The organism is Streptomyces sp. NPDC048473, assembly GCF_043200155.1.
In the GTDB taxonomy this organism is placed as follows: domain Bacteria; phylum Actinomycetota; class Actinomycetes; order Streptomycetales; family Streptomycetaceae; genus Streptomyces.
The window spans coordinates 12,073-37,801 of the sequence record NZ_JBICXE010000023.1 but is presented as its reverse complement, the minus strand read 5'-3'; the positions used below and the strand labels follow the sequence as shown (position 1 = coordinate 37,801).

General features: G+C 70.2%; 19 protein-coding genes. 10 read left to right on the top strand and 9 right to left on the bottom strand.

Annotated elements, in window-relative coordinates; genetic code table 11:
* Positions 1-333: 333 nt before the first annotated feature.
* Entirely contained in the window at positions 334-1,818 is a 1,485-nt protein-coding gene (locus ACGFU7_RS29985; protein ID WP_393699857.1) for an SDR family NAD(P)-dependent oxidoreductase, read from the bottom strand.
* A 257-nt stretch (positions 1,819-2,075) separates the two neighbouring features.
* Here ACGFU7_RS29985 and ACGFU7_RS29980 point away from each other — a divergent pair, with 257 nt between their 5' ends.
* The 3 genes from ACGFU7_RS29980 to ACGFU7_RS29970 all read left to right on the top strand — a co-directional run bounded on the left by ACGFU7_RS29980 (position 2,076) and on the right by ACGFU7_RS29970 (position 5,533).
* Positions 2,076-3,356 carry a PP2C family protein-serine/threonine phosphatase gene (locus ACGFU7_RS29980; protein WP_393699855.1) on the top strand — a complete coding sequence of 427 codons (1,281 nt, stop codon included), beginning with the start codon at positions 2,076-2,078 and terminating at the stop codon, positions 3,354-3,356.
* On the top strand, positions 3,353-4,978 hold the full coding sequence (locus tag ACGFU7_RS29975; protein ID WP_393699853.1) for a CHASE3 domain-containing protein: 1,626 nt from the start codon (positions 3,353-3,355) through the stop codon (positions 4,976-4,978). The genes ACGFU7_RS29980 and ACGFU7_RS29975 overlap by 4 nt, the downstream gene beginning before the upstream one ends.
* A gap of 99 nt (positions 4,979-5,077) precedes the next feature.
* On the top strand, positions 5,078-5,533 hold the full coding sequence (locus ACGFU7_RS29970; protein WP_393699851.1) for an ATP-binding protein: 456 nt from the start codon (positions 5,078-5,080) through the stop codon (positions 5,531-5,533).
* A 41-nt stretch (positions 5,534-5,574) separates the two neighbouring features.
* Here ACGFU7_RS29970 and ACGFU7_RS29965 read toward each other — a convergent pair whose 3' ends face one another.
* The 3 genes from ACGFU7_RS29965 to ACGFU7_RS29955 all read right to left on the bottom strand — a co-directional run bounded on the left by ACGFU7_RS29965 (position 5,575) and on the right by ACGFU7_RS29955 (position 11,572).
* A complete protein-coding gene (locus ACGFU7_RS29965; protein WP_393699849.1) occupies positions 5,575-7,926 on the bottom strand; it encodes a GH92 family glycosyl hydrolase in 2,352 nt (783 codons plus the stop codon).
* Between the two features lie 129 nt (positions 7,927-8,055).
* Positions 8,056-10,665: a PA14 domain-containing protein gene (locus ACGFU7_RS29960; RefSeq protein ID WP_393699847.1), complete on the bottom strand. Its 2,610-nt coding sequence runs from the start codon at positions 10,663-10,665 to the stop codon at positions 8,056-8,058.
* Between the two features lie 202 nt (positions 10,666-10,867).
* The gene (locus ACGFU7_RS29955; protein ID WP_393699846.1) at positions 10,868-11,572 is read right to left on the bottom strand and encodes a (2Fe-2S)-binding protein; all 705 of its coding nucleotides are present in this window, start codon (positions 11,570-11,572) and stop codon (positions 10,868-10,870) included.
* Positions 11,573-11,797: 225 nt separating this feature from the next.
* Between ACGFU7_RS29955 and ACGFU7_RS29950 the strand changes: the two genes are divergently transcribed.
* On the top strand, positions 11,798-13,063 hold the full coding sequence (locus tag ACGFU7_RS29950; protein WP_393699844.1) for a DMT family transporter: 1,266 nt from the start codon (positions 11,798-11,800) through the stop codon (positions 13,061-13,063).
* Here the strand turns inward: ACGFU7_RS29950 and ACGFU7_RS29945 are convergent.
* From ACGFU7_RS29945 to ACGFU7_RS29930, 4 genes are all read right to left on the bottom strand, one after another.
* Positions 13,033-14,355 carry a transglycosylase family protein gene (locus ACGFU7_RS29945; RefSeq protein WP_393700024.1) on the bottom strand — a complete coding sequence of 441 codons (1,323 nt, stop codon included), beginning with the start codon at positions 14,353-14,355 and terminating at the stop codon, positions 13,033-13,035. The two genes, ACGFU7_RS29950 and ACGFU7_RS29945, sit on opposite strands and share 31 nt — an antisense overlap.
* Before the next feature lie 766 nt (positions 14,356-15,121).
* The gene (locus ACGFU7_RS29940) at positions 15,122-15,988 is read right to left on the bottom strand and encodes an alpha/beta fold hydrolase (protein WP_393699843.1); all 867 of its coding nucleotides are present in this window, start codon (positions 15,986-15,988) and stop codon (positions 15,122-15,124) included.
* Entirely contained in the window at positions 15,981-16,586 is a 606-nt protein-coding gene (locus ACGFU7_RS29935) for a TetR/AcrR family transcriptional regulator (protein ID WP_393699841.1), read from the bottom strand. The genes ACGFU7_RS29940 and ACGFU7_RS29935 overlap by 8 nt, the downstream gene beginning before the upstream one ends.
* Before the next feature lie 143 nt (positions 16,587-16,729).
* A complete protein-coding gene (locus ACGFU7_RS29930; protein ID WP_393699839.1) occupies positions 16,730-17,611 on the bottom strand; it encodes a sigma-70 family RNA polymerase sigma factor in 882 nt (293 codons plus the stop codon).
* 73 nt (positions 17,612-17,684) lie between these two features.
* Here ACGFU7_RS29930 and ACGFU7_RS29925 point away from each other — a divergent pair, with 73 nt between their 5' ends.
* The 5 genes from ACGFU7_RS29925 (at position 17,685) to ACGFU7_RS29905 (ending at position 22,686) form a co-directional block, all read left to right on the top strand.
* Entirely contained in the window at positions 17,685-18,437 is a 753-nt protein-coding gene (locus ACGFU7_RS29925; RefSeq protein ID WP_393699837.1) for an FMN-dependent NADH-azoreductase, read from the top strand.
* A 440-nt stretch (positions 18,438-18,877) separates the two neighbouring features.
* A complete protein-coding gene (gene gndA / locus ACGFU7_RS29920; RefSeq protein WP_393699835.1) occupies positions 18,878-20,320 on the top strand; it encodes an NADP-dependent phosphogluconate dehydrogenase in 1,443 nt (480 codons plus the stop codon).
* Between the two features lie 52 nt (positions 20,321-20,372).
* The gene (locus tag ACGFU7_RS29915) at positions 20,373-20,702 is read left to right on the top strand and encodes an NUDIX domain-containing protein (protein WP_393699833.1); all 330 of its coding nucleotides are present in this window, start codon (positions 20,373-20,375) and stop codon (positions 20,700-20,702) included.
* A 113-nt stretch (positions 20,703-20,815) separates the two neighbouring features.
* Positions 20,816-21,889, top strand: coding sequence for a Dyp-type peroxidase (locus tag ACGFU7_RS29910; RefSeq protein WP_393699831.1), 1,074 nt, complete (start codon positions 20,816-20,818; stop codon positions 21,887-21,889).
* Positions 21,889-22,686, top strand: a complete 798-nt coding sequence (locus ACGFU7_RS29905; protein ID WP_393699830.1) for a family 1 encapsulin nanocompartment shell protein — start codon at positions 21,889-21,891, stop codon at positions 22,684-22,686. The genes ACGFU7_RS29910 and ACGFU7_RS29905 overlap by 1 nt, the downstream gene beginning before the upstream one ends.
* 4 nt (positions 22,687-22,690) lie before the next feature.
* Here ACGFU7_RS29905 and ACGFU7_RS29900 read toward each other — a convergent pair whose 3' ends face one another.
* The gene (locus ACGFU7_RS29900; RefSeq protein ID WP_393699828.1) at positions 22,691-24,109 is read right to left on the bottom strand and encodes a M64 family metallopeptidase; all 1,419 of its coding nucleotides are present in this window, start codon (positions 24,107-24,109) and stop codon (positions 22,691-22,693) included.
* 204 nt (positions 24,110-24,313) lie between these two features.
* On the opposite strand from ACGFU7_RS29900, the gene ACGFU7_RS29895 reads away from it, so the two are divergent.
* Entirely contained in the window at positions 24,314-25,729 is a 1,416-nt protein-coding gene (locus ACGFU7_RS29895; RefSeq protein ID WP_393699826.1) for a tetratricopeptide repeat protein, read from the top strand.

Below are 25,729 nucleotides of genomic sequence, written 5' to 3'. Positions count from 1 at the left end.
CGCGTAACCCCGGGCGTCGCCGACGCCCCGGCCTCATTACCGGGAGTCGACCACCCGCGAGGGGCAGGGGCAAGAACAATTCGGTCGCGGTGGCGCCGGGTACGGGGCGGGACGGCGACTTGGTTGACAAGCCTGTCCCAGGACGGTCGAGGAGGGTTTGTGGACTCCTCGATGACGTCCGTTCGCATCAGAGTAACCAAATGAGCGCGTTCCTGCTCGATGGAATGTGTGCACTAGGTCACTTTCAGCCAGCGAGCACGGAAAAGACCCGGCCCGGGACGAGTCCCGGGCCGGGTCCACAACGCCGCCCACGAACGCTGCGCCACCGGTTGACTACCAGTTGGCGGGCACGTAGTCCTTGAGGAAGCAGCCGTACAGGTCCTCGCCCTCCTCGCCGCGCACGATCGGGTCGTAGACGCGGGCTGCGCCGTCGACCAGGTCGAGCGGGGCATGGAAGCCCTCTTCGGCGAGGCGGATCTTGTCGGGGTGCGGGCGCTCGTCGGTGATCCAGCCGGTGTCGACGGCGGTCATCAGGATGCCGTCCTTCTCGAACATCTCCTGGGCGCTGGTGCGGGTGAGCATGTTCAGCGCGGCCTTGGCCATGTTGGTGTGCGGGTGGCCCGCGCCCTTGTAGCCACGGCCGAACACGCCCTCCATCGCGGAGACGTTGACCACGTAGGCGCGCTTGGCGGCGGTCGCCGCCATTGCCGGGCGAAGCCGGCTGATCAGGATGAACGGCGCGGTGGAGTTGCAGAGCTGGACTTCCAGCAGCTCGATCGGTTCGACCTCTTCGACGGTCTGGATCCAGCTGTTGGTGTCATGCAGGTCGGGTACGAGACCGCCCGCGTCGATCGCCGTTCCGGCGGCGATCCGCTCCAGGGAGGCGGACCCGGTGACCAGGGCGAGCTCGGTGACGTCCTGCGCGCTCAGGCCTTCCTTGCGGGCGGCCGGGAGGGCCGCGACCCGGTCGACGGTGCCGCTGCCGAAGGTGCCGATGACCTCGGCGGCGGGCAGTTCACCCGCCGGAAGCGGGGCGGACTCGGCGTTGACCAGTTCGCTGTACGCGTTCGCGGAGCGGCGCACGGTCTGCGCCGCGTTGTTGATCAGAATGTCCAGCGGGCCCTCGGCCGCGACCGAGTCGGCGAGCGCGACGACCTGGGCGGGGTCGCGCAGGTCGATACCGACGATCTTCAGCCGGTGGATCCACTCGTCGCTGTCCGGCATCGCCTTGAAGCGGCGGATCGCGTCGTTGGGGAAACGGGTGGTGATGGTGGTGTGCGCACCGTCTCGCAGCAGCCGCAGCGCGATGTACATGCCGATCTTCGCGCGGCCACCGGTGAGGAGCGCGCGCCGGCCGGTGAGGTCGGTCCGCGCGTCCCGGCGCGAGCGGTTCTCCTCGGCGCACTCCTGGCAGAGCTGGTGGTAGAACGCGTCCACCTCGACGTACCTGGTCTTGCAGATGTAGCAGGACCGGGGCCGCTGGAGGACGCCCGCGATCTCGGCACGGGCCGAGGACGAGGGCAGGACCCCCTGGGTCTCGTCGTCGATGCGCTCGGCCGAGCCGGTCGCGGTGGCCTCGGTGACGGCCTTGTCGTGCGCGGTCTTGGCGGCGCGGCGCTCCTGACGGCGGCGCTGCTTCACGGTCCGGTAGATCCCGGCCGTGGCTCGGCGCACGGCGATGGCGTCCGGGTGGTCGACCTCGATGCTGTCGAGTTCGTCGAGCACGCTCAGGCAGACGGCCAGCCGCTCCGGGTCGATACCGGGACCGAACTCCTCAGTTCCGGGAGCGAGCTCCGGGCTGTCCTGTGTCACCGTCATTACCGTTCCTCTGTCGCTTGTCACTCGTGGCGCCGACCGCCGTACATGGTCCTGCCGGGCCGAACGCCCCGATCAAGTCTGCCATGCACCGGATGCTGCTCCGTTCGTGTGACTTCACGGGTGTTCGCCGCAGTTCGCGGGCGCGCGCGTGCGTGCCTGCCCACCTCCGCCCCGACGGCTCCTCCACGGTTCGGTCACATATGCTTCCCTGCGACACGGCCAGGGTTGAGCTGTGCCGTCCGTACAGGGGGTGGAGAGTGACCGGACTCCCCGCGGGCGGCTCTCCGGCGCAGCCTGTACGCCCGGCCGCCATCCCCGTGCAGAACGGGCTTGTACCGGTCGGCAACGGTTTTGGCAACGGTTCGGTGTGGGACGTCGATGCCGTGATCCTGCTGGTCGAGGACGACGCCGGTGATGCGCTCCTCGTCGAGGAGATGCTCGCGGACAGCGAGCTGGACTCCGCGCTGACCTGGTGCAGAACGCTCGCGGAGGCGCGCCGGTTCCTGGCCGGCTGCCGGACCCCGTGCTGCGTACTGCTCGATCTTCATCTGTCCGATGTGTACGGCCTGGACGCCGTCACCCAGATCGTCGAGTCGGCGCCCGATGCGGCCATCGTCGTGCTGACCGGCAGGGCCGAGGCCGATACGGGCCTGTCGGCCGTGGCGACCGGCGCCCAGGACTATCTGGTCAAGGGGCGGCTCGATCCGGAGGCGCTGGGCCGCTCGGTCCGCTACGCCCTCCAGCGCAAGCAGGTCGAGCGGGCCGCTGCGGCGCTGCGCGCCAACCGGCTGATGGCGCAGGAGAACGCCCGCCTCGAACGCGGTCTGCTGCCCGTGCCCCTGCTGCGCGACGACTCCTTCGAAGCGGTGGCCCGGTACGCGCCGGGCCGGGCGCACGCCCTGCTCAGCGGTGACTTCTACGACGTGGTGCAGACGTCCGACGGCACAGTGCACGCGGTGATCGGCGATGTGTCGGGGCACGGGGCGGCGGAGGCCGCGCTGGGTGTCTGTCTGCGGGTGGCCTGGCGCACGGCGGTGCTGTGCGCCACCGGCCCGCTCGAACAGGTCGGGCTGCTGGAGGAGATCCTGGTCGCCGAACGCTCCGACCCACATGTCTTCGCCACCGTCACCTCACTGTCCTTCGCGCCGGACCGGCGTCGGGTGCGGGTGGTGCGGGCCGGTCACCCCGGGCTGCTGCTGCGCAGTGGTGCCCGGGTGAGCTGGGTCGAGCCCGAGCCCGGGATGGCCCTGGGGCTGCTGCCGGGGGCGGGACGGTGGAGCGTCTGGGAGCTGTCCCTGCCCGGGGACGGCCGGATCGTCCTGTTCACCGACGGCCTCTTCGAGGGGCGTACGGGGCCGGGTTCCCGGCTGGGCGAGGACGGGCTGCTCGCCATGGCCCGCAGGCACGGGGCACTGGCGGCCCGCGCCTTCGTGGACACCCTGGTCGACGAGGCCGCCGGGGCAGCGTCCCCGTACGGCGGTCTCGCCGACGACGTCGCCGTGCTCCATCTCGGATGGGGCCGGAGGGAGCCACGATGAGCGGCCGGGACGCTTCGCAGGCCCCACGGCGCGGCCTCGCCTCACGTCTGTCGGTCCAGAACTGGGTCCATCTGATTCTCGCCGTCTTCGTGCTGGTCGTCTGCGCCGGGCTGACCGTCGGTGGTCTGGTGCTGTCCCGGATATCCGACCGCGCCACCGAGCTGGTGGACCGCATCCAGCCGGCCCGCTCGTCGTCCTTCCAGTTGCAGAACGCCCTGCTGGACCAGGAGACCGGGGTCCGCGGATACGCGCTGACCGGTGACTCGACCTTCCTGCGGCCGTACGAGGCGGGGATGCGGGACGAGAAGCTGCGGCTGGCCAAGGTGCGTGCCCTCGTCGGGGACGAGCAGCCCTTCGCCCGCGATCTCGACCGGATCGCCGCAGCCGCGCGGGAGTGGCGCGGCCGGCATGCCGAGCCGCTGGTCGCCGCAGTGCGCCGGGACGGCCCGGCGTCCGAGTCCTCGGCCCCGATCCGGCGGAGCAGGGGCGAATTCGACACCCTGCGGCGGCTGTACGCGGCACAGCAGGCGCATCTCGACGTGGCGCGCGACCGGGCCCGCGCCGATCTGAGCACCGCCCGCACCACCCGTGACCAGGTGCTCATCGCGCTGGTCCTGGGCTTTCTCCTCGCGGTCGGCTCGCTGAGCCTGCTGCTGAACCGGATGGTGGGCCGGCCGCTGAGCCGGCTGACCGCCGCCTCCGACACGGTCAGCTCGGGGGCGTTCCGTAACCGGATCGAGGTCGACGGACCCTCCGATGTGCGGGCGGTGGCGGCGGCCGTGGAGGACATGCGCCGCCGTATCGTCGAGGAGCTCGCCGAGTCCCAGGAGCGCGAGACTCTGCTGGCGGAACAGGCACAGGAGCTGCACCGGTCCAATGGAGAACTGGAGCAGTTCGCCTATGTCGCCTCGCACGATCTGCAGGAGCCGCTGCGCAAGGTCGCCTCGTTCTGCCGGCTTCTGGAGAAACGGTACGCCGCGGAGCTCGACGACCGGGCGCGGCAGTACATCGACTACGCGGTCGACGGCGCCAAGCGGATGCAGGTGCTGATCAACGATCTGCTCACCTTCTCCCGTATGGGGCGGGTGCACGACAAGTGGAAGCCGGTCGGCCTCGACCGGTCCCTCGACCGTGCGCTGGCCAATCTCGCGCTGGTCGTCGAGGAGTCGGGTGCCACGGTCGTACGGGAGGGCCCGCTGCCGGAACTGACCGGGGACGCGACGACGCTCTCCATGGTCTGGCAGAACCTGATCGGCAACGCGGTGAAGTTCCGCCGCCCGGACGTACCGTGCCGGATCACGGTCGGCTGTGTACGGGAGGGCGACGACTGGCACTTCTGGGTGGCGGACAACGGCATCGGTATCGCGCCGGAGTCCGCGCAGAAGGTGTTCGTCATCTTCCAGCGTCTGCACGGCAGGGAGCAGTACGAGGGAACGGGCATCGGTCTGGCCCTGTGCCGGAAGATCGTGGAGTTCCACGGGGGCCGGATCTGGCTGGAGCCGGAGGCCACCGAAGGCACCTGCATCCGCTTCACGCTGCCGGTCGCCCCCGCCGCACCCGCGCACACCACGGTCGAACCGCTCGTCGCGGACACCGTCGTCGGGCGGCCCGGCCATGGCTGAGATCTGCCGGGTTTTCCCCGGAGTGGGAACGTTCGTCGCGGGTAGGCGAACGTCGAGCAACTGTCACCGAACACCACTGCGTCGCCCGGGCTGGAGCACATGAACGAACAGGTCACCTCGCGACCGGCCGGCCGCCCCTGCCCCGACCGGCCCACGGAGGTTCTGCACAGCGCCGAGGTGTTCGACGGCGAGCCCGGCTGCATCGCGCAGGCCCGGGCCCTGGCCGACCGCTTTCTGGTCCGGCTGGCCGCCGAGTGGCTCGCGGTGCTCGGCGAGCACACCCGCAGCGATCTGATACTGGCCGTGAGCGAGCTGGTCACCAATGCGGACCGCTACAGCCAGGGCCCGTATCTGCTGGAGCTGGAGGGCACCGCGGAGCGCGTCAGCGTCACGGTGTACGACAGCAGCACGGCCTTGCCGCTGTTCTACTCACCCGACCCGACGCGCCCCGGCGGCCACGGCATGGAGATCGTCGTGGCGCTGTGCGACAGGCTGACCGCCGAGCGCGTGCCGGTGGGCAAGCGCATCCGGGCCGAGTTCGAGCTGAGCAGCTGAGCTGTGGGGCGGGCGGGACGCCGCCCGCCCCACGACCACGGTCAGCCCAGTGCGGGCGGGGCGTCCGCGGCCGAAGTGCCCCAGGCCGACGGCTCGCTGCCCACCGTGAAGGAGAGCGAGCGGGTCGAGCGGATGTCGTCGGTGGTGAGATAGGTGCGGGACCGGTCCGTGCCGTCGAGCCGGGCCGACTGGATGTACCGGTCGGTGTCCGAGGCGCCGGGCGCGCTGACAGTGAGCGATCCGCGCGGGAAGTAGCGGCGGTCGAGCTTGATGTCGACGCGCTCGAAGGCGGGCGTGGACAGACCCCAGGTGTCGGTGCCCGGCTGGACCGGGAAGACGCCGATGGAGGACAGCACCATCCATGCGGACATGGTGCCGAGGTCGTCGTTGCCCGTCATGCCGGTCGGGGTGTCGGTGAACAGGGTGAGGGCCGCGTGCACCACATCGGTGGTCTTCCACGGCTGGCCGGTGGAGAGATAGGTGTACGGGGCGATCAGGTCGGGCTCGTTCTGCGGGTTGTACTTGTCGGCGTTGTAGTACGCGTACGGGCCGTTGACCCAGACCTCACGGGCGGTCTTCGCGGGGTCGGCGAGCAACTTGTCGTACGCGAAGAAGGAGTCGAGCCGCTGGTTGGCGGCGTCCTTCCCGCCGATCAGTGAGACCATGCCGGGCAGGTCCTGCGGTACGAGCCACTGGTACTGCCAGGACGTGCCCTCGTGGAAGCCCTCGCTCTGTGCCGGGTCGGCGGGTCCGGTGAAGGCCCCGGCGGCATCGCGGGCGCGGAAGAAGCCGGTCGAGGGGTCGAAGATCTTCCGGTAGTTCTGGGCTCGGTCCTCGTACCGCTTCGCGTCGGCGTCGTGGCCGAGATCGCGGGCCATCTCGCCGAGCATTGCGTCGGAGAGGGCGTACTCCAGGGTGGCGGAGGCACCGTGGTCGAAGTCCGAGTCACCGGGCTTGGCGTGCTGACGGTCCTTGATGTACGGGGCGAACCCGTCCTTCAGATACTGGACGTTGGCCTCGCGGCCGACCGGCGCGGAGTCGGCGGGCGGCACCCCGTCGGCGTTCTTCTTCAGGGCCCGGTACGCCTCTTCCTCGTACCCCTTCAGCAGCCCCTGCTGGTAGGCGTTGGTGAGGAAGGGGGTGACCGGATCGCCGGTCATGATGTTCGTCTCGACCGTGCCGTAGCCCCACTTGGGCAGCCAGCCGCTCTCGGCGTCGATACGCAGGACGGAGATCGCCATGTCGCGCGATTCGCGCGGGGCGAGGAGCGAGAGAAGCTGGGCCTGGGTGCGGTAGGTGTCCCAGAGAGACCAGTTCTGGTAGTAGGTGAAGCCCTTGGCACGGTGGGTCTTCTGGTCCCAGCCGGTGTAGCGGCCGTCGACGTCGCTGCCGACGTTGGGGGCGAGGAAGGACCGGTAGAGGGAGGAGTAGAAGGTGCGACGGAGCTGGTCGCTGCCGCCCTGCGCCTGCACGCCTTCGAGCCGCTCCTCCCATGCCTGCTGAGCGGTGTGCTCGACCCGGTCGAAGCTGCGGCCGCCCTCGGTGCGGAGGTTGAGCGCGGCGCCCTTGGCGTCGACGTAGCTCAGGGCGGTGGTGGCCTCGACGGTGCGGTCCTTCGTGGTGTCGAAGCGCAGCCAGGCGCCGTTGCGGGCGCCGGCGGCAAAGGACTCCTTGGAGCCTTCGGTGACGGTGTCGCCGTTCCAGGTGCCGGAGGTGGTGAACGGACGGTCGAAGCGGGTGATCGTGTAGAGCGTGTACGGCTTGGTGTCCTGGCAGAAGCCGCTGCCGGTGATCGCGGTCCGTACCGTCCGGTTGTCGAGGATCTCCACCTTGGACGAGAGCGTCCGGTGCAACGACTGGCCCGCGTTGAGCAGGACGTTGGCCTTGTCCGTGGCCGGGAAGGTGTAGCGCTGTACGCCGGTGCGCTTGCTCGCGGTGAGTTCGGCGTCGATCCCGGTCTTCAGCCCGACCTTGTAGTAGCCGGGGCTCGCCTTCTCGTCGTCGTGGCTGAACTCCGCCGCGTACTTGGCGTAGTCGGTCTGTGTGACGTCTCCGGTGGTGGGCAGGGTCGGCAGATCGCCGCCGAGGCCGCAGCCGACGCCGGAGAGATGGATGGCTGAGAAGCCGCGTATGTGGTTCTCGCCGTAGTCGTAGCCGGTGTTGTGGCCGGTGTCCGGGGAGAACTGCACCATGCCGAACGGCACGGAGGCGCCGGGGTAGGTGTTGCCCTCGTTCTGGGTGCCGATGAACGGGTTGACCAGGTCGGTCAGTTGTTCGTCGGTACGGGGCGCGGCCTGGGCCGTGGCCCCGGTGGTGAGAACACCGCCGAGGAGCGCGACGGCGGCGAGTGCGGCCGCCGGGCCGCGAAGTCGCGGCCGTGGGGTCCGGTGCATGGAGTACTCCTCCTTGGACAACGTTGTCAGAGCGCGATCATTCTTGGTTCCCGGGTGGTTCGCGTCAAGGGTTCGGACGCGAACGCTCCGGCCCGTCCCGGGTGGGACGGGCCGGAGCAATGTCACACGTCAGGTGGTGGGACACCCCGCCACGACCGGGTTCGACGCATCGCGGATGAGCGCGTCCTGCGCCGCCTTGATCCGTTCGACGTCGGGCTTGACGATCCGGCGGTCGTACGTGAGGAGCCCGTTCAACTCCCCTTCGACGTCCGAGATCTGGGTGTAGACGGCGCCGTTGCTGCCCTTGCAGGCGAGCTTTCGCACCTCGTCCAGCCGGGCCAGATAGTCGTCGGTGTACGTGGCCGGGTCGACCGCGATGTACGACTGCTGTACGGCCCAGGCGTGCCCCGGCACGGCCAGGCCGAGCCCCCCGTACTCGCCGCTGACCAGGGCGCGTTTCCCGTCGGGCTGCGGAAGCCCGGGGCTCGGGTAGCCGTGCGCGTCGGCGATGTCACCGTTGCCGCCGTCCACCGCGCCGCAGCAGTTGAGGCCGCTCATGTTGTTGACCAGCCGGGTCGGATCCCAGGACTTGGCCTGGTCGGCGATGCGGGCCTGGTCGTACTGGCCCCAGCCCTCGTTGAAGGTGACCCACATGACGACGGACGGATGGCTGGAGTGTTCGTCGATCATCTCCTTCATCTCGCGCTCGTACTCGGCGCGGGCGGCGGTGGACGGGTTGACGGTGTTCATCGCCGGCATGTCCTGCCAGACCAGCAGGCCCAGCTTGTCCGCCCAGTAGAACCAGCGGTCGGGCTCGACCTTGATGTGCTTGCGGACGGAGTTGAACCCCATCGCCTTGTGCATCTTCAGGTCGTAGGCGAGGGCTTCGTCGGTGGGCGCGGTGTGCAGCCCGTCGGGCCAGAAGCCCTGGTCGAGGGTGGCCATCAGGAAGACCGGCTTGCCGTTGAGGACGGTGCGCGGGGTGCCGTTCACCTTCTCGACCGCGATGGACCGCATCCCGAAGTAGCTGCCGACCCGGTCCGATCCGACGCTGACCTTCAGCTGGTACAGATGCGGATCGTTCGCGGACCACAGATGCGGGTCCGGAACACTCAGGTTCAGCGCCGCCCCGGTGTGTCCGCTGACACTCCCGACCTTGCGCTTCCCGTCGTACGCCGTCGCCGTGACCGGCACCCCGTCCCGCACCCCGCGCACCTCGACGGCGACCTTCTCGCCCTGGACGTCGGGGGTGAGCTTCAGCGAGTCCGCGTGGTCGGCGGCGACCGGCTCCATCCACACCGTCTGCCAGATTCCGGAGGACGGGGTGTACCAGATGCCGCTCGGGTCGAGGCGCTGCTTGCCCATCGGCGGGTTCTCGCCGTTCGCCGCGTCGGTCGGATCGTAGACGCCGACGATCAGCTCCTGGGTGCGGCCGGGCTTCAGCGCGTCGGTGATGTCGGCGCTGAACTTGTCGTAGCCGCCCTTGTGTTCGGCGACCTTCTGGCCGTTGACATACACCTCGGACTGCCAGTCGACGGCCCCGAAGTTCAGCTGGAGGCGCTTGCCGGATCCGACCTTCCAGTCCTTGGGGACGGTGAAGGTGCGGCGGTACCACATCCGGTCCTCGTGCCGCTCGACCCCGGAGAGCTGCGACTCGACCGGATACGGAACGAGGATCTTCTCACCGAGCCTCCTGCCGACCGGGGGCCGATCCCCCGCCTTCGCCGCGGCGAACTCCCAGGAGCCGTTGAGGTTCCGCCAGTTGTCACGGGTGAGCTGGGGCCGCGGGTACTCGGGAAGCGCGTTGCGCGGGCCCACCTCATCGGCCCACTTCGTACGAAGCTCGTACGTGGACTTGTTGGGCCCGCTGGACCAGAAGGCCCCGACGGCCTTCCCGTCCTCCCCGGCCAGCGCCCCCGCACCGTCGTACCGGACATCGGCGAGCCCGCCGGCGTCCCCGCCCTTGTTGCCGACGACGGGTTCCTTGAGCGCGACGGTGAGGCTGCGCGGGTCGGCCGGGTCGGCCTTGACGGCGCCGAGCGGCCACTTGGCACCGCCGATGACGGCGTCGAGATGATTCACGAACCCGGCGGGCAGGGGAGCGAGCTTCTGCGCGAAGTCCAGCTTGAGGGTGCGACCGTCGGCGAGCACGGTGGCGGCGATGGCACCGTCGTACGCGAAGTCGTCGGGAAGCCGGAAGGCGGACTGCGGCACCGGCACCTTGCTGCCGCCGGGTTCGGTCCACTTCAGATGGAGGTTGGATCCTCCCTGGTGCTCGAAGAACTCGACCTTGAGGTCGTATGCCTTGCCCGCGGTCAACTCGACCGGCTGCGAGGTCTGTTCCTTCTCCCAGTCGTCGACCCAGTGGTCGATGACCGGCTTCCCGTCGATCCAGAGACGGAAGCCGTTGTCCCCGATCATCGAAAAGACATGGGCGCCGGTCTTCTCCGGAACGATTTTCCCGGTCCACCGGATGCTGGCGTCGTCGCTCTGCCCGGTGGCCGAACTCAGCCGGGACTCAAGCGTCGGGAAGTCGATGTCCGGGTCGAATCCGGTGGCCTTGAGCTGTCCGAAGTCGAAGGCACCGGGGGCGGACTGGGTGTAGTACTCGCCCTTCAGACCATGCACTTCGCCGGCGTTCCCGGGGTCCGGGGCGGCCGAAGCGGTGGGCACGGCGGACAGGCCGGCGGTGCCGAGAACGGCAGCGAGAAGTAGAACCAGTTTCTTTCTGATGCGCACGGATCCTCCTTGCTGAGGAAGGGTGGCGGCTCGTTGCAACAGGATGTACAACGTTGGAAGGAATGGCAGTTGGCATGACAGCACGACACCCGTTCTGCTGTCCAGGTGCATGACAAATCAAGGAGAAGTCGACCCCGACCACCGAGAACCACAGGCACAGTGCCCACCAGAGCGGCCGCTGCGCCGCGCTTCGGCCTGCCTGTCAGAGGTGGCGGGCGAAGGAGCCCGGTCTGCGGTCGAAGACGCAGTCGCCGCACAGGCCGCCGGCCGGGCAGCGGTAGTACAGGCAGCAACTACGGCGGCGGAACGCCGGGTCGTGCGGGGCGCCGGTGTTCCGGAGGTCCGGGTGGTCGAAGAGTTCGGCGACCAGTGCGCGGGCCCGGCCGGACACGTCGGGGCGGCGGTGGGTGCGGGCCCAGGTGACCAGTTCGCGCAGGGCTCCTGCCAGCGCCGACCCCGCGTTGCCCCACAGCAGCCCGTTCGACAGGGAGCCGTCGCGGCGGATCGCCTCGGCGAGGGGCACGAGATGGGCGTACTGAACGGCTTCCCGAATCCGGGCGGCGGTGGCAGGCAGCGATTCCGCGGTGTTCAGCCACAGGTCGTCGGGGGCGGTGTGCTGTGGGTCCCAGTGCAGGGCATCGGGCGAGAGATCGGGGAAGCGGCCGGTCAGGACCGCCGGGCCGAGTGCGACCGACCAGAGGCGGGAGGCCAGCCCCAGGTGCGCGACGGAGGCGGCGACTCTGCGCTCGGAGGTACGGAGCCGGGCGGCCACTGTGTCGATCCGGGCCGTGAGCGGTGCGGACTCCCCCGCATACGACAGGGCCAGCGGGCGGTGCGCCCCGTCGGGCGGCGCAGTGGTCCGCAGTGCGAAGAATCCGCCCACCGAGGCCGCTGCGGGCTCCTCCATCGCGCTGCTCCTTCTCGGCTCCCCGGCCGCCACTCGTGACATCGCGGGTACCCCGGAATGCCGTGACCCGCCGTTCACCGTAGCCCCTCGGAGCAATCGCTCCGGGGCACTCGGGAGGGAGGACTACCGTCGGGAGGAGGACACTGGGAGTAGTCGCCTACTACCAAGGCAGTACGCAGGATCGCCGCCTCAAGGACGACGACGTAGCCGCTTTGAAGCGACATCGTGGTGTACATGAGTTCCCTTGCGCTGTCCGTGCTTCTGTCACTGGTCTCCGCGGTCGCCTACGCGGCCGGGGCGATCGTCCAGGAGCGCGTGGCCACGGCTGGAGACGGCCACTCGCTCGCGCCCCTGCGCAACCGTGTCTGGTGGGCCGCCGTGGCGCTGAACGGCGTGGGCGCGGTGCTGCATGTCGTGGCGTTGGCCTACGGTCCGCTCAGTCTCGTCCAGCCGCTCGGTGCGCTGACCATCGTCTTCGCCCTGCCGATGGCTGCACTCTTCGTACGCCGCCGGGCAGGTACCACGGCCTGGCGCGGCGCGATCATGGCGACCGTCGGTCTGGCGGGTCTGCTCGCGCTCACCGGGAACGCCGAGTCGCACACTCTGAGCGGCCCGGATCAGCTGATGCTCGCCGGCGTGACGCTCGGTGCGGTCGCGGCGCTCTTCCTGATCTCCAAGGGCTTGCACCGGCCGGTGGTACGGAGCGTGATCCTGGCCGGGGCCGCAGGCGTCGCTTTCGGTATCGCCTCGGTGTTCACGAAGACGGTGGCCGTGCAGTGGACCTCCGGTGCGGCGGGTGCAGGAATGCCGGCGCTGCTGGCGATCGCCGCTTTCGCGGCCGCCGGGCTGCTGCTCTCCCAGGCCGCGTACCGGGGCGCCGGGCTGACCGCACCGCTGGCCACGGTGACCGTGGTGAACCCGGTGATAGCCGCGGCTGTCGGCATCACCATGTTCGATGAGCAGTTCCGGCACGGTACGGCCGGCACCATGCTCGCGCTGGCCTGCGGGGTGGTCGCCGCGGGCGGGCTGATACTTCTCACGACGGAGCGGCTGGGCGCGGAGCACCGCGCCGGGCAGCCGGCCGGAGTCGAGCGCCCGGACGCTCCGGGGGACAGGACGGACGCGGAGGGTTCGGACACGGAGGGTTCGGACGCGGAGCCCGACGCCGAAGGTGCTGCGGTACCGGCGGTGGTTCTGGCTCAGCCCGCTGAGACGCAGACGGTCGTCGTTCTCGTCGTTCCTCCCGAGCCCGCACCGTCGACGCCCGCCGGGGTCGTCGAAACCATCGCGGAAACGTTCTCGGCAGCCCCTGCGCTTCCTCTGATGATGCCGCTGGAGCGTCGGCTCGGGCAGGTGGAGTTCGGGCCCGGGCGGTCGTCGCACACCGGCACCGCACGCCGCGGTGGCGTGTCCGCGGGCTCTGCCGCTCCGGCTGACACAGCCGGGCCCCAGGGGGCCGTTCAGACGCTGACGCCGCCCGCCCTGAGGTAGTCCAGCGGGTCGATGTCCGAGCCGTAGCCTGGACCGGTACGGATCTCGAAGTGCAGGTGCGGACCGGTGACGTTCCCGGTGGAGCCCGAGCGCGCAATCCGCTGGCCTGCGGAGACATGCCGGCCCTCACGCACATGAAGCGCGGACAGATGCGCGTACTGGCTGTACTTGCCGTCGCCGTGCCGGATGACGATCTGGTATCCGTACGCCCCCGCCCAGCCCGCCGAGACGACCGTGCCGGAGCCGACCGCCTTCACTGAAGTGCCGGTCGGGACGGGGAAATCGACACCGGTGTGATAGCCGCTGGCCCAGGAACCGGCCTGGTGGTACCGGGTACCGATACCCGCCGCAACCGGCGCGACGAGGCTGTCGGAGTGCTTCTCCGCCCGCTGCGGCGTGTGGCTCTCGGCCTTCTTCGGGTGCTGCTTCGGCTTGGTCGTCCGGTGGTGGGGCTTCGCGGTCTGGTGTTGGGGTTTCGCCGTTTGGTGTTGCGGTGTGGCCGATTGCTGTTTCGGCCTGGTGGTCTGGTGCTGCGGCTTTGTCTTCTGGTGCGGCGCGGTCGTTGCCTTCGGCTTCGCTGCCGCCGTCGAGGCCGCCTTGGAACCGGTCCTCGGCGCCTGGGCCTCATCGAGGCTCAGGCGCTGTCCGGGAAAGATGAGATCCGGGTCGTCCCCCACGACCTTGCGGTTCGCCGCGTACAGGTGCTGCCAGCCGCCCCGGACCTGCTCGCTCTCCGCGATCGCGGAGAGCGAGTCACCACTGGCCACGGTGTACGACTCGCGCTTGCCGGGCACAGTGCTCGGCGTGGTGGGCGTGGACGTCCGCTTCGTCTCCGGCTTCCCGGCGGTGGCCTTCCCGGGCGCCTTTACGTGACTGGTCCGATCCGACTGCGGGTCGATGCCGGGGGCGTCCCCGCCACTGGTCAGCCCCGCCCGTGTCGAGCAGCGCGGCCAGGCGCCGGGCCCCTGCCCTTCGAGCACCTTCTCGGCCACGGCTATCTGCTGGTCCTTGGTGGCCAGATCGGCGCGTGGGGCGTAGACCGTGCCGCCGTAGGCAGCCCACGTCGACCGGGTGAACTGCAGGCCGCCGAAGTAGCCGTTGCCGCTGTTGATGTGCCAGTTGCCGGTGGACTCGCAGGCGGCTACCTTCTCCCAGACATCCGTCGACGCGGCGCCTGCCGAGGCGGCTGCGATGAGCGGGAGCGCGATGCCCGCACCGCCGGCGGTGACCGTGAGCGAGGCACGGTTGAGCCGACTGGGCTGATATCTGCGGTGCCGTCCGTTTGCGGCCATGACTTGGCTCCCCCACTGGCAGTAGGACACGTCGCAAGCGCCCAACTTATGGGCAGACAAAGGCCGCTGACAAGAGAGCGATAACAGCTCACCCGTCACGGGCGACCCAGGGGACACCGCCGCCCGTGGTTCGTGGCCGGTGACCGCGCCGACCTCCACCCGGCCCGCGCCGGTGACCTCGGCGTCCCCCGTCGCGCGGCCCAGGCGGATGTCGCCGTGGTCGGTCTTCAGGTGCACGGTCGCGGCCTCGTCGATCTGGATGTCACCGGCCGAGGTCTTGATCCTGCAGCCCCCGAGGCGGCCTTCGCAGCTGAAGTCCGCCATCGGTGCGGTGCCGTGCGCATCGGAGCCGGCCGGCAGTTCGATGCTCAGGTCGAGCGATCCGCTCGTGCCGAACAGGGAGCGCTTCCTGGGGCCCTTGACCAGCAACTTGCCGCCCGAGCAGGTGACTTCGGTCTGCTGTGCGGCGCGCACGTCGGCGTCTTCGGCGCCGTCGCTCGGCAGCACCTCGGCCACCGTGTCCGTACGTTTCGTCGCGGCGATCCGGACTGACCCGATGTCGAATTCGAGGGTGACGGAGATCGGTTCGGGGGTGTCGAAAGCAGGCGTGGCTGTCTCGTCCTCATGGCTGTGGTCTGCGTTTGAGGTCCATGACGCCGCCACGCCACCACGGCGCCACTTTGGCGCCATGGTGGCTCAGGTAGTTGTTCCGGGTCGCGGAACAAGGGCCTGGAACCAGCTCGTCACCACCCCTGACCTGCCCGTTTCAGTCGAGCAGCGCCTCCCGCAACCGCGCGGCGAACGCATCGGGATCCTCGGTGGAACCGGCGTGTCCACCGGGGAACTCCATGAGCCTGCCGCCGGCCCTGTCCACCAGCCGGGCACCCGGAATCGCCGTGAGGAGGGTGCGGGAGTCCTGCCCGACGCCGATGGTCAGCTTCTCCGCGCCGCACCCAAGGGCCTCCAGGTCCGGTACGTAACTGCTGAACGGGCACAGCACGTGCTCCAGGAACACCGGGAGGTTGGCGCGCATCCGCCGGAACACCTCGGCCTCCTGCGCGGACGGTTCGGATGCCGCCGCCCGGTGCCCGCCCTCGGCCGGATGGCCGGCTTCCGGCCCCATGAGGCCCTCGGTCATGGTGGCCAGCGCCGCGACCACCCCGTCCCTGCGGTGGGAGTCGCGTACAGCGGCGAAAAGCTTGCGTCCCTGTTCCGGATCGGGCAGCAGCTCCACCACCGGCGGCTCGTGCGCGATCACCCGGTGCAGCCGTTCCGGGTGGCGGGTGAGCAGGTCCAGGGCGACGATGGCGCTCGAACTGGATCCGAAGACGGCTGTGGGCCCGCCGTCCGGTGCCAGCAGGTCGATCAGCCGGTACGCGTCCTCGCTCTGCACCTCCACCCGCTGGTCGCCGGTCTCCCCGTCGAGGACGCTGCGCGAGTATCCCCGCGGATCGAAGGCGGCGACGGTCCAGCGGTCGGCCAGCTGCGCCGCCATCCGGTCGTAGATCCCTGCGTCGGCGCTCCCGCCGGGCATCATCAGCAGCAGCGGGCCCTCGCCGCGCACCTCGTAGTACAGCGTCGCCCCGGGCACCTTCAGGCGGCCGGTGCGGGCCGGTGTCGTGCGATCAGTCATCGTTCTCCCCCTTGCTCGTCCCCGCGCTCGTCGCGGACGGCCAGTGCTCCAGCAGGAAGTGCAGGGCCTCGATGGACCGCTCCCAGGACGTCTGTACGTCGCGGGGCGCACCAAAGCCTCCGCCGGCCTCCAGTGCGCAGTAGCCGTGGAAGGTGCTGCGCAGCAGCCGAACCGCGTCGGTGAGATCGGGCTCGGCCAGGCCGTAGGCGCGCAGCATCGCACCCGTGGTCTCGATGGTGCGGTGGTACGCGGACGACTGGGCGGCGACGGCGGGATCGATCCGCATCTGCGTCGCCTCGTACCGTCCGGGCCGCTCCAGCGCGAAGGCCCGGTAGGCGTCGGCGAACGCGACCAGGGCGTCCTTCCCGGCCCGGCCCACCACCGCGGCGTTGATCCGGTCGATGAACTCACCCGCGGCCAGCAGCGCGACCCGGGTCCGCAGGTCGTGCAGATTCCTGACGTGGGAGTACAGGCTGGCGTCCTTGACCCCGAAGCCGCGGGCCAGCGCGGAGATCGTGACCTTGCCGAAGCCGATGGAGTCGGCCAGATCCGCCGCCGCCTCCACCACGCGTTCGGCCGTGAGACCCGCGCGGGCCATCCGCCACCTCCACCGGAGCTACCTAGACCCTCTAGGTACTTCTCTGCCGGAGCCGGCCGTGTGGTTGATCGGCGCGTCGACGAACCCGAAGCCGATTCCGAACAGGGCGCCGCCCAGGGCCGGCGGCCGAGGCCTTCCTCCTGTCAGTCGAGGACGGCGAGGTGAAGTCGCCGGAGGCGCGCGGGGTCGGCGATCACGTCGTACTCGGCGATCCTGTCGTCCTCGACGGTGAAGGTGAGCGCGAACAGCAGTCGGCCGCGCGGGGCCACGACGACCCCCACCGCGCCGTCGACCAGGGCCAGTTCGGCGAGCTGCGACCTGCGGGCAAGGGCGGCTGTCCCCTCCGCCACGGCCCGCGCGCCGCGGACCTCGGTCGCTCCGCCCGGCGGCAGGGCCGCGGGGTCGGCGCGGCGCACCACGTCGGGGGCCAGCACGGCAAGGATCGCGGTGAGGTCGCCGGCCCGCGCTGCGGCGAGGAACGCCGAGACGACCTGCCGGTGCCGGACGAGCTCGGCCGCCGGGACCACCGGGCTGCCCTGCACCTTGTGGCGCGCGCGGCTGGCGAGCTTCTTCGTGGCGACGGGCGTGCGCTTCACGATGGGCGCGATCTGGTCGAACGGCACGGCGTACATGTCGTGGAGCACGAACGCGACCCGTTCGGCGGGGCCCAGCGTATCCAGCACCACGAGCAGGGCGCGGCTCACCGAGTCGGCCAGCAGTGCTTCGTCTTCCGGGGGGCTCCCCTGCGCGGGGTTCGAGACCTGGTCGAGCACTTCCTGCACGGTCAGATCCTCCCGCCGCGTTCTGCGGGAGCGCAGCATGTCGAGACAGATACGGGTCACCACGGTCCGAAGCCAGCCGGCCAGGTTGTCCACATCACCGGCGTCGACCCGGCCGAGGCGGAGCCATGCCTCCTGCACGGCGTCATCGGCCTCGTCCGGTGAGCCGAGCATCCGGTAGGCGACTGCCCGCAGCCGGCCGCGCTGCGTCTCGAAACGTTCCGCCAGCCCATCGCGCTCGTCCACCGGTCACCTTTCTCCGTCCCGCTCCGTCAGCTCTCATGACGCACGCAACGTAACTGAAGTGACAGGAGAACCGATGATGTCCTTGCTGCACCTGGATTCCAGTGCCAATCGTTCCGGCGAGTCGGTCAGCAGACAACTGACCACGCTGTTCGCGGACACCTGGCGGGCCGTGCACGGCCCGGCCGGATATCGGTACCGGGATCTGGCCGCAGACCCGGTGCCGCCGCTGGATACCGCCTACTGCTCGCTCGGCCGCCGAGTGGAGCGACACGGCCTCGTCCCGCCCGCCGAAGTGGACGGGCTGATCGAGAGCCCGGCCGAGAAGCGGGAGTGGGCGCTGACGCGCCCACTGATTTCCGATCTGCTGGCGTCCGACACCGTGCTGATCGGTGCCCCGATGTACAACTACTCGGTATCCGCCTCGCTGAAGGCATGGATCGACCGGGTGGGCTTCCCCGGGGCGTTCACCGACGCGGACACCGGGGACAGCCTGCTGCAGGGTACGAGGGTGGTGGTGATCAGCACGCGGGGCGGCACCTACGGCCCGGGCACCCCACGGGAGGCATGGGACTTCCAAACGCCCTACCTGCGGACGTACTTCGGCGGGCTGGGGGTGGCGGACGAGAACCTCTGTTTCGTCAGCGCCGAGATGACCATGGCCGGACTCGTCCCGCATCTGGCCCGCTTCCGGCCGCTGGCGGCGAGCTCGCTGGCCGCGGCGCGAGCCGAGGTGACCGCGCTGGCCACGGCCGCTCCCCGGTCGGAGATCCCCACGGCCTGTGGAACCACGTCCACGGTTCCCGTCTCAACTGAGGCTCCGGTCTGATCCGGTCCGGCAGGGACGCGTCTGGCGTCTCACCATACTGGCCACGATCGGCGCGTCGACTCCGACCGGGAAACCACTCATCGACGTCGGCATCGGTTTGACCGATGCCACGGGGCTCGCCCACCTTGAAGCTGCCTCGCCGAACAGATCCAGGAGTTACCCCCTCGAACCCCAGTGGTCAAGACACTCTGCACCACGACCGCTTCCGTGATGACGGACCCGGGTGGTCCGGACGGCCCGAGTAAACCGCAGATCGTGAGCACGGACCGGCCGGCCCATGGCTTCGACACGTACACCCGTCCGGGCCGCTCGAAGACCGGCATGTACAGGAGCCCGCAGCCCGGGCGGGTCCATACGGCCGATGCTGAACAGGCCGTCACCGCGCCCCGTATCCATACTGAAGAACCCGGCTTCCCCCACACAGATTGCAGAGCACACAGATGAGCGGCACTGCGCAGATCGGCGTCACAGGACTCGCGGTCATGGGCCGCAATCTCGCTCGAAACTTCGCCCGCAACGGCTTCACGGTCGCCGTGCACAACCGCACGACCTCGAAGACGGACGCCCTGGTCAAGGAGTTCGGCGACGAAGGTTCCTTCATTGCCGCGCACACGCCGGAGGAGTTCGTCGCGGCGCTGGAACGTCCGCGCCGGCTCATCATCATGGTGAAGGCGGGCGATCCGACGGACGCCGTGATCCAGGAGTTCGCCCCGCTCCTCGAAGAGGGCGACGTCATCATCGACGGCGGCAACGCACACTTCGAGGACACCCGCCGCCGCGAGAAGCAGCTGCGCGAGCACGGCATCCACTTCGTGGGCGTCGGCATCTCGGGCGGCGAGGAGGGCGCGCTGAACGGGCCGAGCATCATGCCGGGTGGCTCGTCCCAGTCGTACGAATCGCTGGGGCCGCTGCTGGAGAAGATCGCCGCCAAGGCGAAGGACGGCACCCCGTGCACCACACACATCGGTCCCGACGGGGCCGGGCACTTCGTGAAGATGGTCCACAACGGCATCGAATACGCGGACATGCAGCTGATCGCGGAAGCGTACGACCTCCTGCGTGCCGTGGCGGGCTACTCCCCCGCGAAGATCGCCGAGACATTCCGCAGCTGGAACACCGGCCGCCTCGACTCCTATCTGATCGAGATCACGGCGGAGGTCCTTGCCCACACCGACGCGGCTACCGGAAAGCCCTTCGTCGACATCGTGCAGGACCGGGCGGAGCAGAAGGGCACGGGCCGCTGGACAGTACAGATCGCGCTGGATCTGGGGGTACCCGTCTCCGGTATCGCGGAGGCCGTCTTCGCCCGCTCGCTGTCCGGCCATGCCGATCTGCGCGAGGCGGCGAAGGACCTGGCGGGTCCGTCGCCCAAGGCGCTCGGCGCGACGGAGGCGGCGGCCTTCGCCGACCGGGTGGAGCAGGCCCTGTACGCGTCCAAGATCGTCTCGTACACGCAGGGGTTCCACCAGATCCGGGCCGGCAGCGAGGCGTACGACTGGAACATCGACCTCGGCGCGGTGGCAGCGATCTGGCGGGCCGGGTGCATCATCAGGGCCGCGTTCCTGGACCGGATCCGGGCGGCCTACGACACCCACCCCGACCTGCTGAGTCTGCTCTCGGACGAGCAGTTCGCCGAGGAGATCGGCGCGGCGCAGGACGACTGGCGCACGGTGGTCGCCGAGGCGGTGCGGCAGGGAGTGCCGACGCCCGGGTTCGCAGCCGCGCTCTCGTACTACGACGGACTGCGCGCGGACCGGCTGCCCGCGGCCCTCACCCAGGGGCAGCGCGACTTCTTCGGCGCGCACACGTATCGGCGTACGGACCGCGAGGGCTCCTTCCACACGCTCTGGGGCGGCGACCGGTCGGAGGTCGGAGCGGGCTGATACGCGGGGCGCCGGTGCGCGCTCCACGTCCTCGGCGAAGGCAGCATTCGAGATGCGGGATGCGAGATGGCCTCGCCGGGGTCCGGGACGAGGCGGACCCCTCCACGCCCTCACCGCCGGTGGTGAACTCGAACCGGGCGAGAGCCACGAGCAGGCGGCGTCACGGGAGCTGCCGGAGACGACCGGTCCGACGCATGTGACCCCGGGCCCGGACACCTCTGGTGGACCGCCCCGGAGTTGGCCGCGCCGACGAATCTGCTGTGGCCGGCCGGACCGGCCACCACGGCCGGCCCCGCGCCGTGCCGTCGTCCGGGGCGGCCGCAAGCACGCTGGGGGATCACGGGGAGCACAGGACCATCCACGGGGTCGCCCGGTCGGGTGACCCGGGGTGCGGCGTCGTCGTACGTGTGCGTAAGTAGCAGCGGGCCCCCTTGTCGCCCCCGCACCGCGAGCTCGCTGCCGTTCCGTACCGCTGACGCCCCATGGAGCCCCCGAATGCCCGACGCCACGCCGGAACCGGTCGCTGCCCAGCCCGTCGTAGCGCCGCTGACCAGCGCCGCCCTGATTCTGGTCGCCACGATCGAGCCCGGCGGTGAGCCCGCCGTACGCGAGATGCTGCCGGATCTGGCGGCGATCACCCGCTCCATCGGATTCAGGTTCCCGGACACCGGCCTGGTCTCCGTGACCGGCTTCGGTTCCAACGCCTGGGACCGGCTGTTCGCGGGGCCGCGCCCTGCGGGGCTCCACCCGTTCCAGGAACTGCACGGTACCCGCCACCACGCCCCCGCCACTCCGGGGGACCTGCTGTTCCACATCCGGGCCGAGCGGATGGACGTGTGCTACGAGTGGGCGTCCCAGCTCCTCGACCGGCTCGGCGGGGCGGTGAAGGTCGTCGACGAGACACAGGGGTTCCGCTACTTCGACCACCGGGATCTGCTCGGCTTCGTGGACGGAACCGAGAACCCCGTGGGGGCGGGTGCGCAGTCGGCGGCCCTGGTCGGCGCCGAGGATCCGGAGTTCGCGGGTGGCAGCTACGTCATCGTGCAGAAGTATCTGCACGACCTCGCGTCCTGGAACACGCTGAGCACCGAGGCGCAGGAGCGGGTCATCGGCCGTACGAAGTTCGCCGACATCGAGTTCCCCGACGACGTCAAGCCCGCCGACTCGCATGTCGCCCTCAACACGATCACCGACCCGGACGGCACGGAACGCGAGATCCTGCGGGCCAACATGCCGTTCGGCAGCTTCGGACAGGGCGAGTTCGGCACGTACTTCATCGGTTACGCCGCCGACCCGGGCGTGACCGAGCAGATGCTCCGCAATATGTTCCTCGGCAATCCGCCCGGCACGTACGACCGCATCCTCGACTTCTCGACGGCGGTCACCGGCACGCTCTTCTACGTCCCCAGCGCCGACTTCTTCGACGCCCCGCCGCCGTCGCCCGCAGCGACCGCGACCGAGACCCTGCCGGAGCCGGCGTCCGCGCCGGCCGTGGCACAGGCCCCGGTCCCGGTCCGTTCGGCCAACGGTTCGCTGCACATCGGCAGCCTGCAAGAAAGCGCCCAGTGATGAACAACCTCCACCGCGAACTCGCCCCTGTCACGGAAGCCGCCTGGGACCAGATCGAAGAAGAGGCCCGACGCACCTTCAGCCGCCATGTGGCGGGACGCCGTGTCGTCGACGTGACCGGCCCGGACGGTCCCGAGCTGGCCGCCATCGGCGACGGTCATCTGCGCGACGTCGATCCGCCCACGCCGGACGTGATCGCCCGGGCCCGTACCTCGATGCCCGTCATCGACTGGCGGGTGCCTTTCACGGTGACCCGGTCGGCCGTGGACGACGTCGAGCGCGGTTCCGACGACAGCGACTGGCAGCCCGTCAAGGACGCGGCCCGCACCTGTGCGTTCGCCGAGGACATGGCGATCATCGACGGGTACGCGTCGGCCGGCATCACCGGACTCCGGGACGGCTCCTCGCACTCACCGCTGCCACTGCCGGCCGACGCCCGCGACTATCCGGCCACCGTCAGCCAGGCACTCACCCAGCTGCGGCTGGCCGGTGTCGACGGGCCGTACCGACTGCTGCTCGGTGCCGACGCCTTCACCGAGGCGACCGAGACCTCCGACCACGGATATCCGGTGGCCACCCATCTGGCCCGGCTGCTCGACGACCAGATCCTCTGGGCGCCCGCCGTCGCGGGTGGCGTACTGCTGTCCACCCGTGGCGGCGACTTCGAACTGTGCCTGGGCCAGGATCTGTCGATCGGCTATCAGGACCACGACGCGACCAGCATCCGGCTCTACTTCCATCAGGCGTTCACCTTCCGGATGCTGACGCCCGAGGCCGTGGTCCCGATCATCGCCTGAGGTGTTACCCCCTGTGCCCGGTCGCCCTGACGCTCCAGGTGAGCGTGTCGGTGGCCAGGGCACGGACGGCGGGGTCGCGGATGGCGTCCGTACGGTCCACGGCCTCGGCGGTCACCTTGTGGCCGTGGCCGTCCGCGTGGACTCCGAGCGAGGCCGGGGTGACGGAGGTACGTCCCCGGGCGGAGACCTTCTCGACGCCGTCGACGTACCAGCGCAGATCGGTCCTGGCGAGGCCGGTGGTGGCGCCGGGCCGCCCGTGCGTGTGGGGCTTGGCGCCGACGGTGCCGAGGCCCGCCGGCGTCACCACGAGACGGCGGCCGGGCCCGACGGTGGCGGCCGTGTCCACGGTGCTGCTCAGCGCGTTGCCCGCGCGGTAGAACCCGGCGATCATCGCCTCGCGTCCCGGCAGGTTGAACTCGGTGTTGCTCAGCTCGCGCATGATCGATGAGGCGGTCGGGCGGTAGATCCCGAACGGGTAGTAGGCACTGCCCTCGTACGTGCCGACCGTGCCGCCCGCCGGGTCACTCTGCCCCAGCCAGCGGTACCACTTGGCCTGCTTCTCGGTGAGCTGCGCGGGCGTGTAGGTGGTGGAGTTGATTCCGCCCGGCTCGCCTCCGGTCCAGGTGCCGTACGCGTCGTATGTGTACTCGTCGTCGAGCAGGCCCACCGAGTGCCCGATCTCATGGGCGGCGATCAGGCTGGACGAGGCGTGGTCGGAGGAGAGGGTGGAGACTCCGTTGAAGGGGTAGCCCTCGGCCTGGAGTCCGGAGTAGCCCGCGCCGCCGTACTTGGTGGAGTTGGCGATGACGACCACGAGGTCGGCGGCCGGGGCCTTGGCGGCGTAGGCGGCCACCTTGTCGATGTCGGTGCAGATCAGCCGCTCGGTGTCCGAGCACCAGAAGTAGCTGCCCAGTGCGGTGTCCTTGACGGTGTCCGCTCCGGGATCGCCGCTGATGCCTGATTCGTTGGAGACGGCATCGACGGTCCAGACGTTGAACAGACCCTGGTAGCTCTTGTACGGCTCCAGGGCGGTGATGTCGGCCCACTTGGCGGTGGCGTCCGCGTGGAAGTCGTCCTGCTGGTCCGCCGTGTAGCCGTCGCCGATGATGACGATGTCCAGACGGTCGTCGGTGGTGCCGGTCACGGCCTGCTCGCCCACCGTGCCGTCGAGTGCGGCCTCGGCGGCGCTCAGCGGGGCGGCGGCGCTTCTGCCCGTCTGCCCAGGGGGGGCGGCAGGGACCTCCACGGTCCTGCCCGGGCCGCCGGGGTCGGGGAAGTACTCGGCCTCGACGCGCCGGCCGCCATCGGTGTCGGTGGGGGTGGCTGACGCGGGGACGGTGGCGGCGGTCGCCGCCAGGAGGCCGGCGAGAGCAAGTCCCGCCACCGTTCCTGCTGTTCGGCGCGCGTGGGGGCGTATGCGCATGGACAACTCCTTCAGGTTCTGGGGCACTTCTGGGGCACGACCATGACGTAACTCATGAGTTAAATCGACTTACGATGGTGCTTAACCTAGAAGGGAGCGAGGCCCCGAACAAGGCCCAGGGGCCGAGTGGTTGATGCTCACAATCGGGCGATTACGATGCATGGGCCGCATTTCGAGGCCGGGCGAGTCAGAAGGGGCGGCGCGATGAACGAGAAGCGCACAACGGGACGAGGCACCGGAGCCGACTCCGGGCACGGGCCGGACTCCCTGCGCGGCCCGGGCGACGACGATCCCGGCGCCGTCGGGCGGCGCGTACAACGGCTGCGTGCCAAACGTGGACTGACGCAGCGACAGCTCGCCGAGCCCGCCTACACCCCCGCCTACATCTCCACCCTGGAGGCGGGCCGGGTCCGCCCGTCGGAAGCGGCCGTCCGCCACCTCGCGGACCGGCTGGGTGTGACGTACGAGGAGCTGGCGACGGGACGCCCCGCCCATCTCGCCACCGATCTGCGGCTGAAGCTAGTCGAGGCCCAGCGAACGCTGGCCACCGGCGCCGCCGAGGACGCCGCCGCCACCTACACCCGGCTGCTCGCCGAGGCCGACAGGCACGGACTCGACGGCGAACGTGCCACAGCCCTCCTCGGGCTCGGCCAGTGCGCACTGGAGACGGGCGATCTGCCCGTGGCCCGCGGGCACTTCGAGACCGCGGAGAAGCTGCTCGCCGACGCACCGCTCCCCCGGCGCGCCCCGGCCGTCCGCGGCCGGGCGGTCGCCCATCTCCTGGCGGGCGAACTCCGGTACGCCTGCTACCTGTTGGAAAGCGCCATCGACGAGCTCAACACCTCCGGGCTGCAGGACCCCGCCGCGCTCCTGCTGCTGTACACGGCCGCGATCGCGCCGTACATGGACATGGGCGCCCATGCCCGTGCCGCCCAGGCGGGTGAGCTGGCGCTGGCTCTGGCGCCACAGGTGTCCGATCCGGAGCTGGTCGCCGGACTGCACCGGAGTGTCGCGCGCACGCTCATCGCAGCGGGCCGCACCACGGAGGCGGACGCCTCCCTCGCCAGGGCGGCCGAGATCTACCAACAGCTCCAGATCCGGACGGAGTTGGCGCACTGCCACTGGATGCGTGGCTACGTACACGCACAGGACGGCGATCTGTCCGGCGCCGAGACCGAGCTGCTCGCCGCCCGCGACATGCTGGCGTCGAAACGGGCCGCCCTGTACACGGCGCAGGTCGAGGTGGAGCTCGCCGATGTACTTCGCCGGCGCGGCAAGACGGCCCAGGCCCGGGAGTTGCTGCATCGGCTCCTGGGCGAACTGCACCCCGACCGGGGCTCGGTGCATGCCGGCGGCGCGCATCGGCTGCTCGGCCTCATCCACGAGGACGAGGGCGATCTCGATTCCGCCGAGGAGCACTACGTCACCGCGCTGGCCCTGCTGGAGCGGGCGGGCGCCGCAGGTGATCTCGCGGACATCTGCCGGCTCCTGGGCGATCTGCTGCGGCGCCTGGGGCGGACCGAGGCGGCGATGGACGCGTACCGGACCGGGCTCGGGCATCGGGCCTCACCCGGCAGCACCACGCTGGGACCGGCGCCGGTGCGGCCGCCCACCGCCTGA

Excerpts from the sequence above, each read along its gene's own strand:
- ACGFU7_RS29985 (WP_393699857.1), bottom strand. The coding sequence starts at position 1,818 with ATGACGGTGACACAGGACAGCCCGGAGCTCGCTCCCGGAACTGAGGAG.
- ACGFU7_RS29975 (WP_393699853.1), top strand. The coding sequence starts at position 3,353 with ATGAGCGGCCGGGACGCTTCGCAGGCCCCACGGCGCGGCCTCGCCTCA.
- ACGFU7_RS29970 (WP_393699851.1), top strand. The coding sequence starts at position 5,078 with ATGAACGAACAGGTCACCTCGCGACCGGCCGGCCGCCCCTGCCCCGAC.
- ACGFU7_RS29965 (WP_393699849.1), bottom strand. The coding sequence starts at position 7,926 with ATGCACCGGACCCCACGGCCGCGACTTCGCGGCCCGGCGGCCGCACTC.
- ACGFU7_RS29955 (WP_393699846.1), bottom strand. The coding sequence starts at position 11,572 with ATGGAGGAGCCCGCAGCGGCCTCGGTGGGCGGATTCTTCGCACTGCGG.
- ACGFU7_RS29945 (WP_393700024.1), bottom strand. The coding sequence starts at position 14,355 with ATGGCCGCAAACGGACGGCACCGCAGATATCAGCCCAGTCGGCTCAAC.
- ACGFU7_RS29940 (WP_393699843.1), bottom strand. The coding sequence starts at position 15,988 with ATGACTGATCGCACGACACCGGCCCGCACCGGCCGCCTGAAGGTGCCC.
- ACGFU7_RS29935 (WP_393699841.1), bottom strand. The coding sequence starts at position 16,586 with ATGGCCCGCGCGGGTCTCACGGCCGAACGCGTGGTGGAGGCGGCGGCG.
- ACGFU7_RS29925 (WP_393699837.1), top strand. The coding sequence starts at position 17,685 with ATGATGTCCTTGCTGCACCTGGATTCCAGTGCCAATCGTTCCGGCGAG.
- gndA (WP_393699835.1), top strand. The coding sequence starts at position 18,878 with ATGAGCGGCACTGCGCAGATCGGCGTCACAGGACTCGCGGTCATGGGC.
- ACGFU7_RS29915 (WP_393699833.1), top strand. The coding sequence starts at position 20,373 with ATGCGGGATGCGAGATGGCCTCGCCGGGGTCCGGGACGAGGCGGACCC.
- ACGFU7_RS29910 (WP_393699831.1), top strand. The coding sequence starts at position 20,816 with ATGCCCGACGCCACGCCGGAACCGGTCGCTGCCCAGCCCGTCGTAGCG.
- ACGFU7_RS29905 (WP_393699830.1), top strand. The coding sequence starts at position 21,889 with ATGAACAACCTCCACCGCGAACTCGCCCCTGTCACGGAAGCCGCCTGG.
- ACGFU7_RS29900 (WP_393699828.1), bottom strand. The coding sequence starts at position 24,109 with ATGCGCATACGCCCCCACGCGCGCCGAACAGCAGGAACGGTGGCGGGA.
- ACGFU7_RS29895 (WP_393699826.1), top strand. The coding sequence starts at position 24,314 with ATGAACGAGAAGCGCACAACGGGACGAGGCACCGGAGCCGACTCCGGG.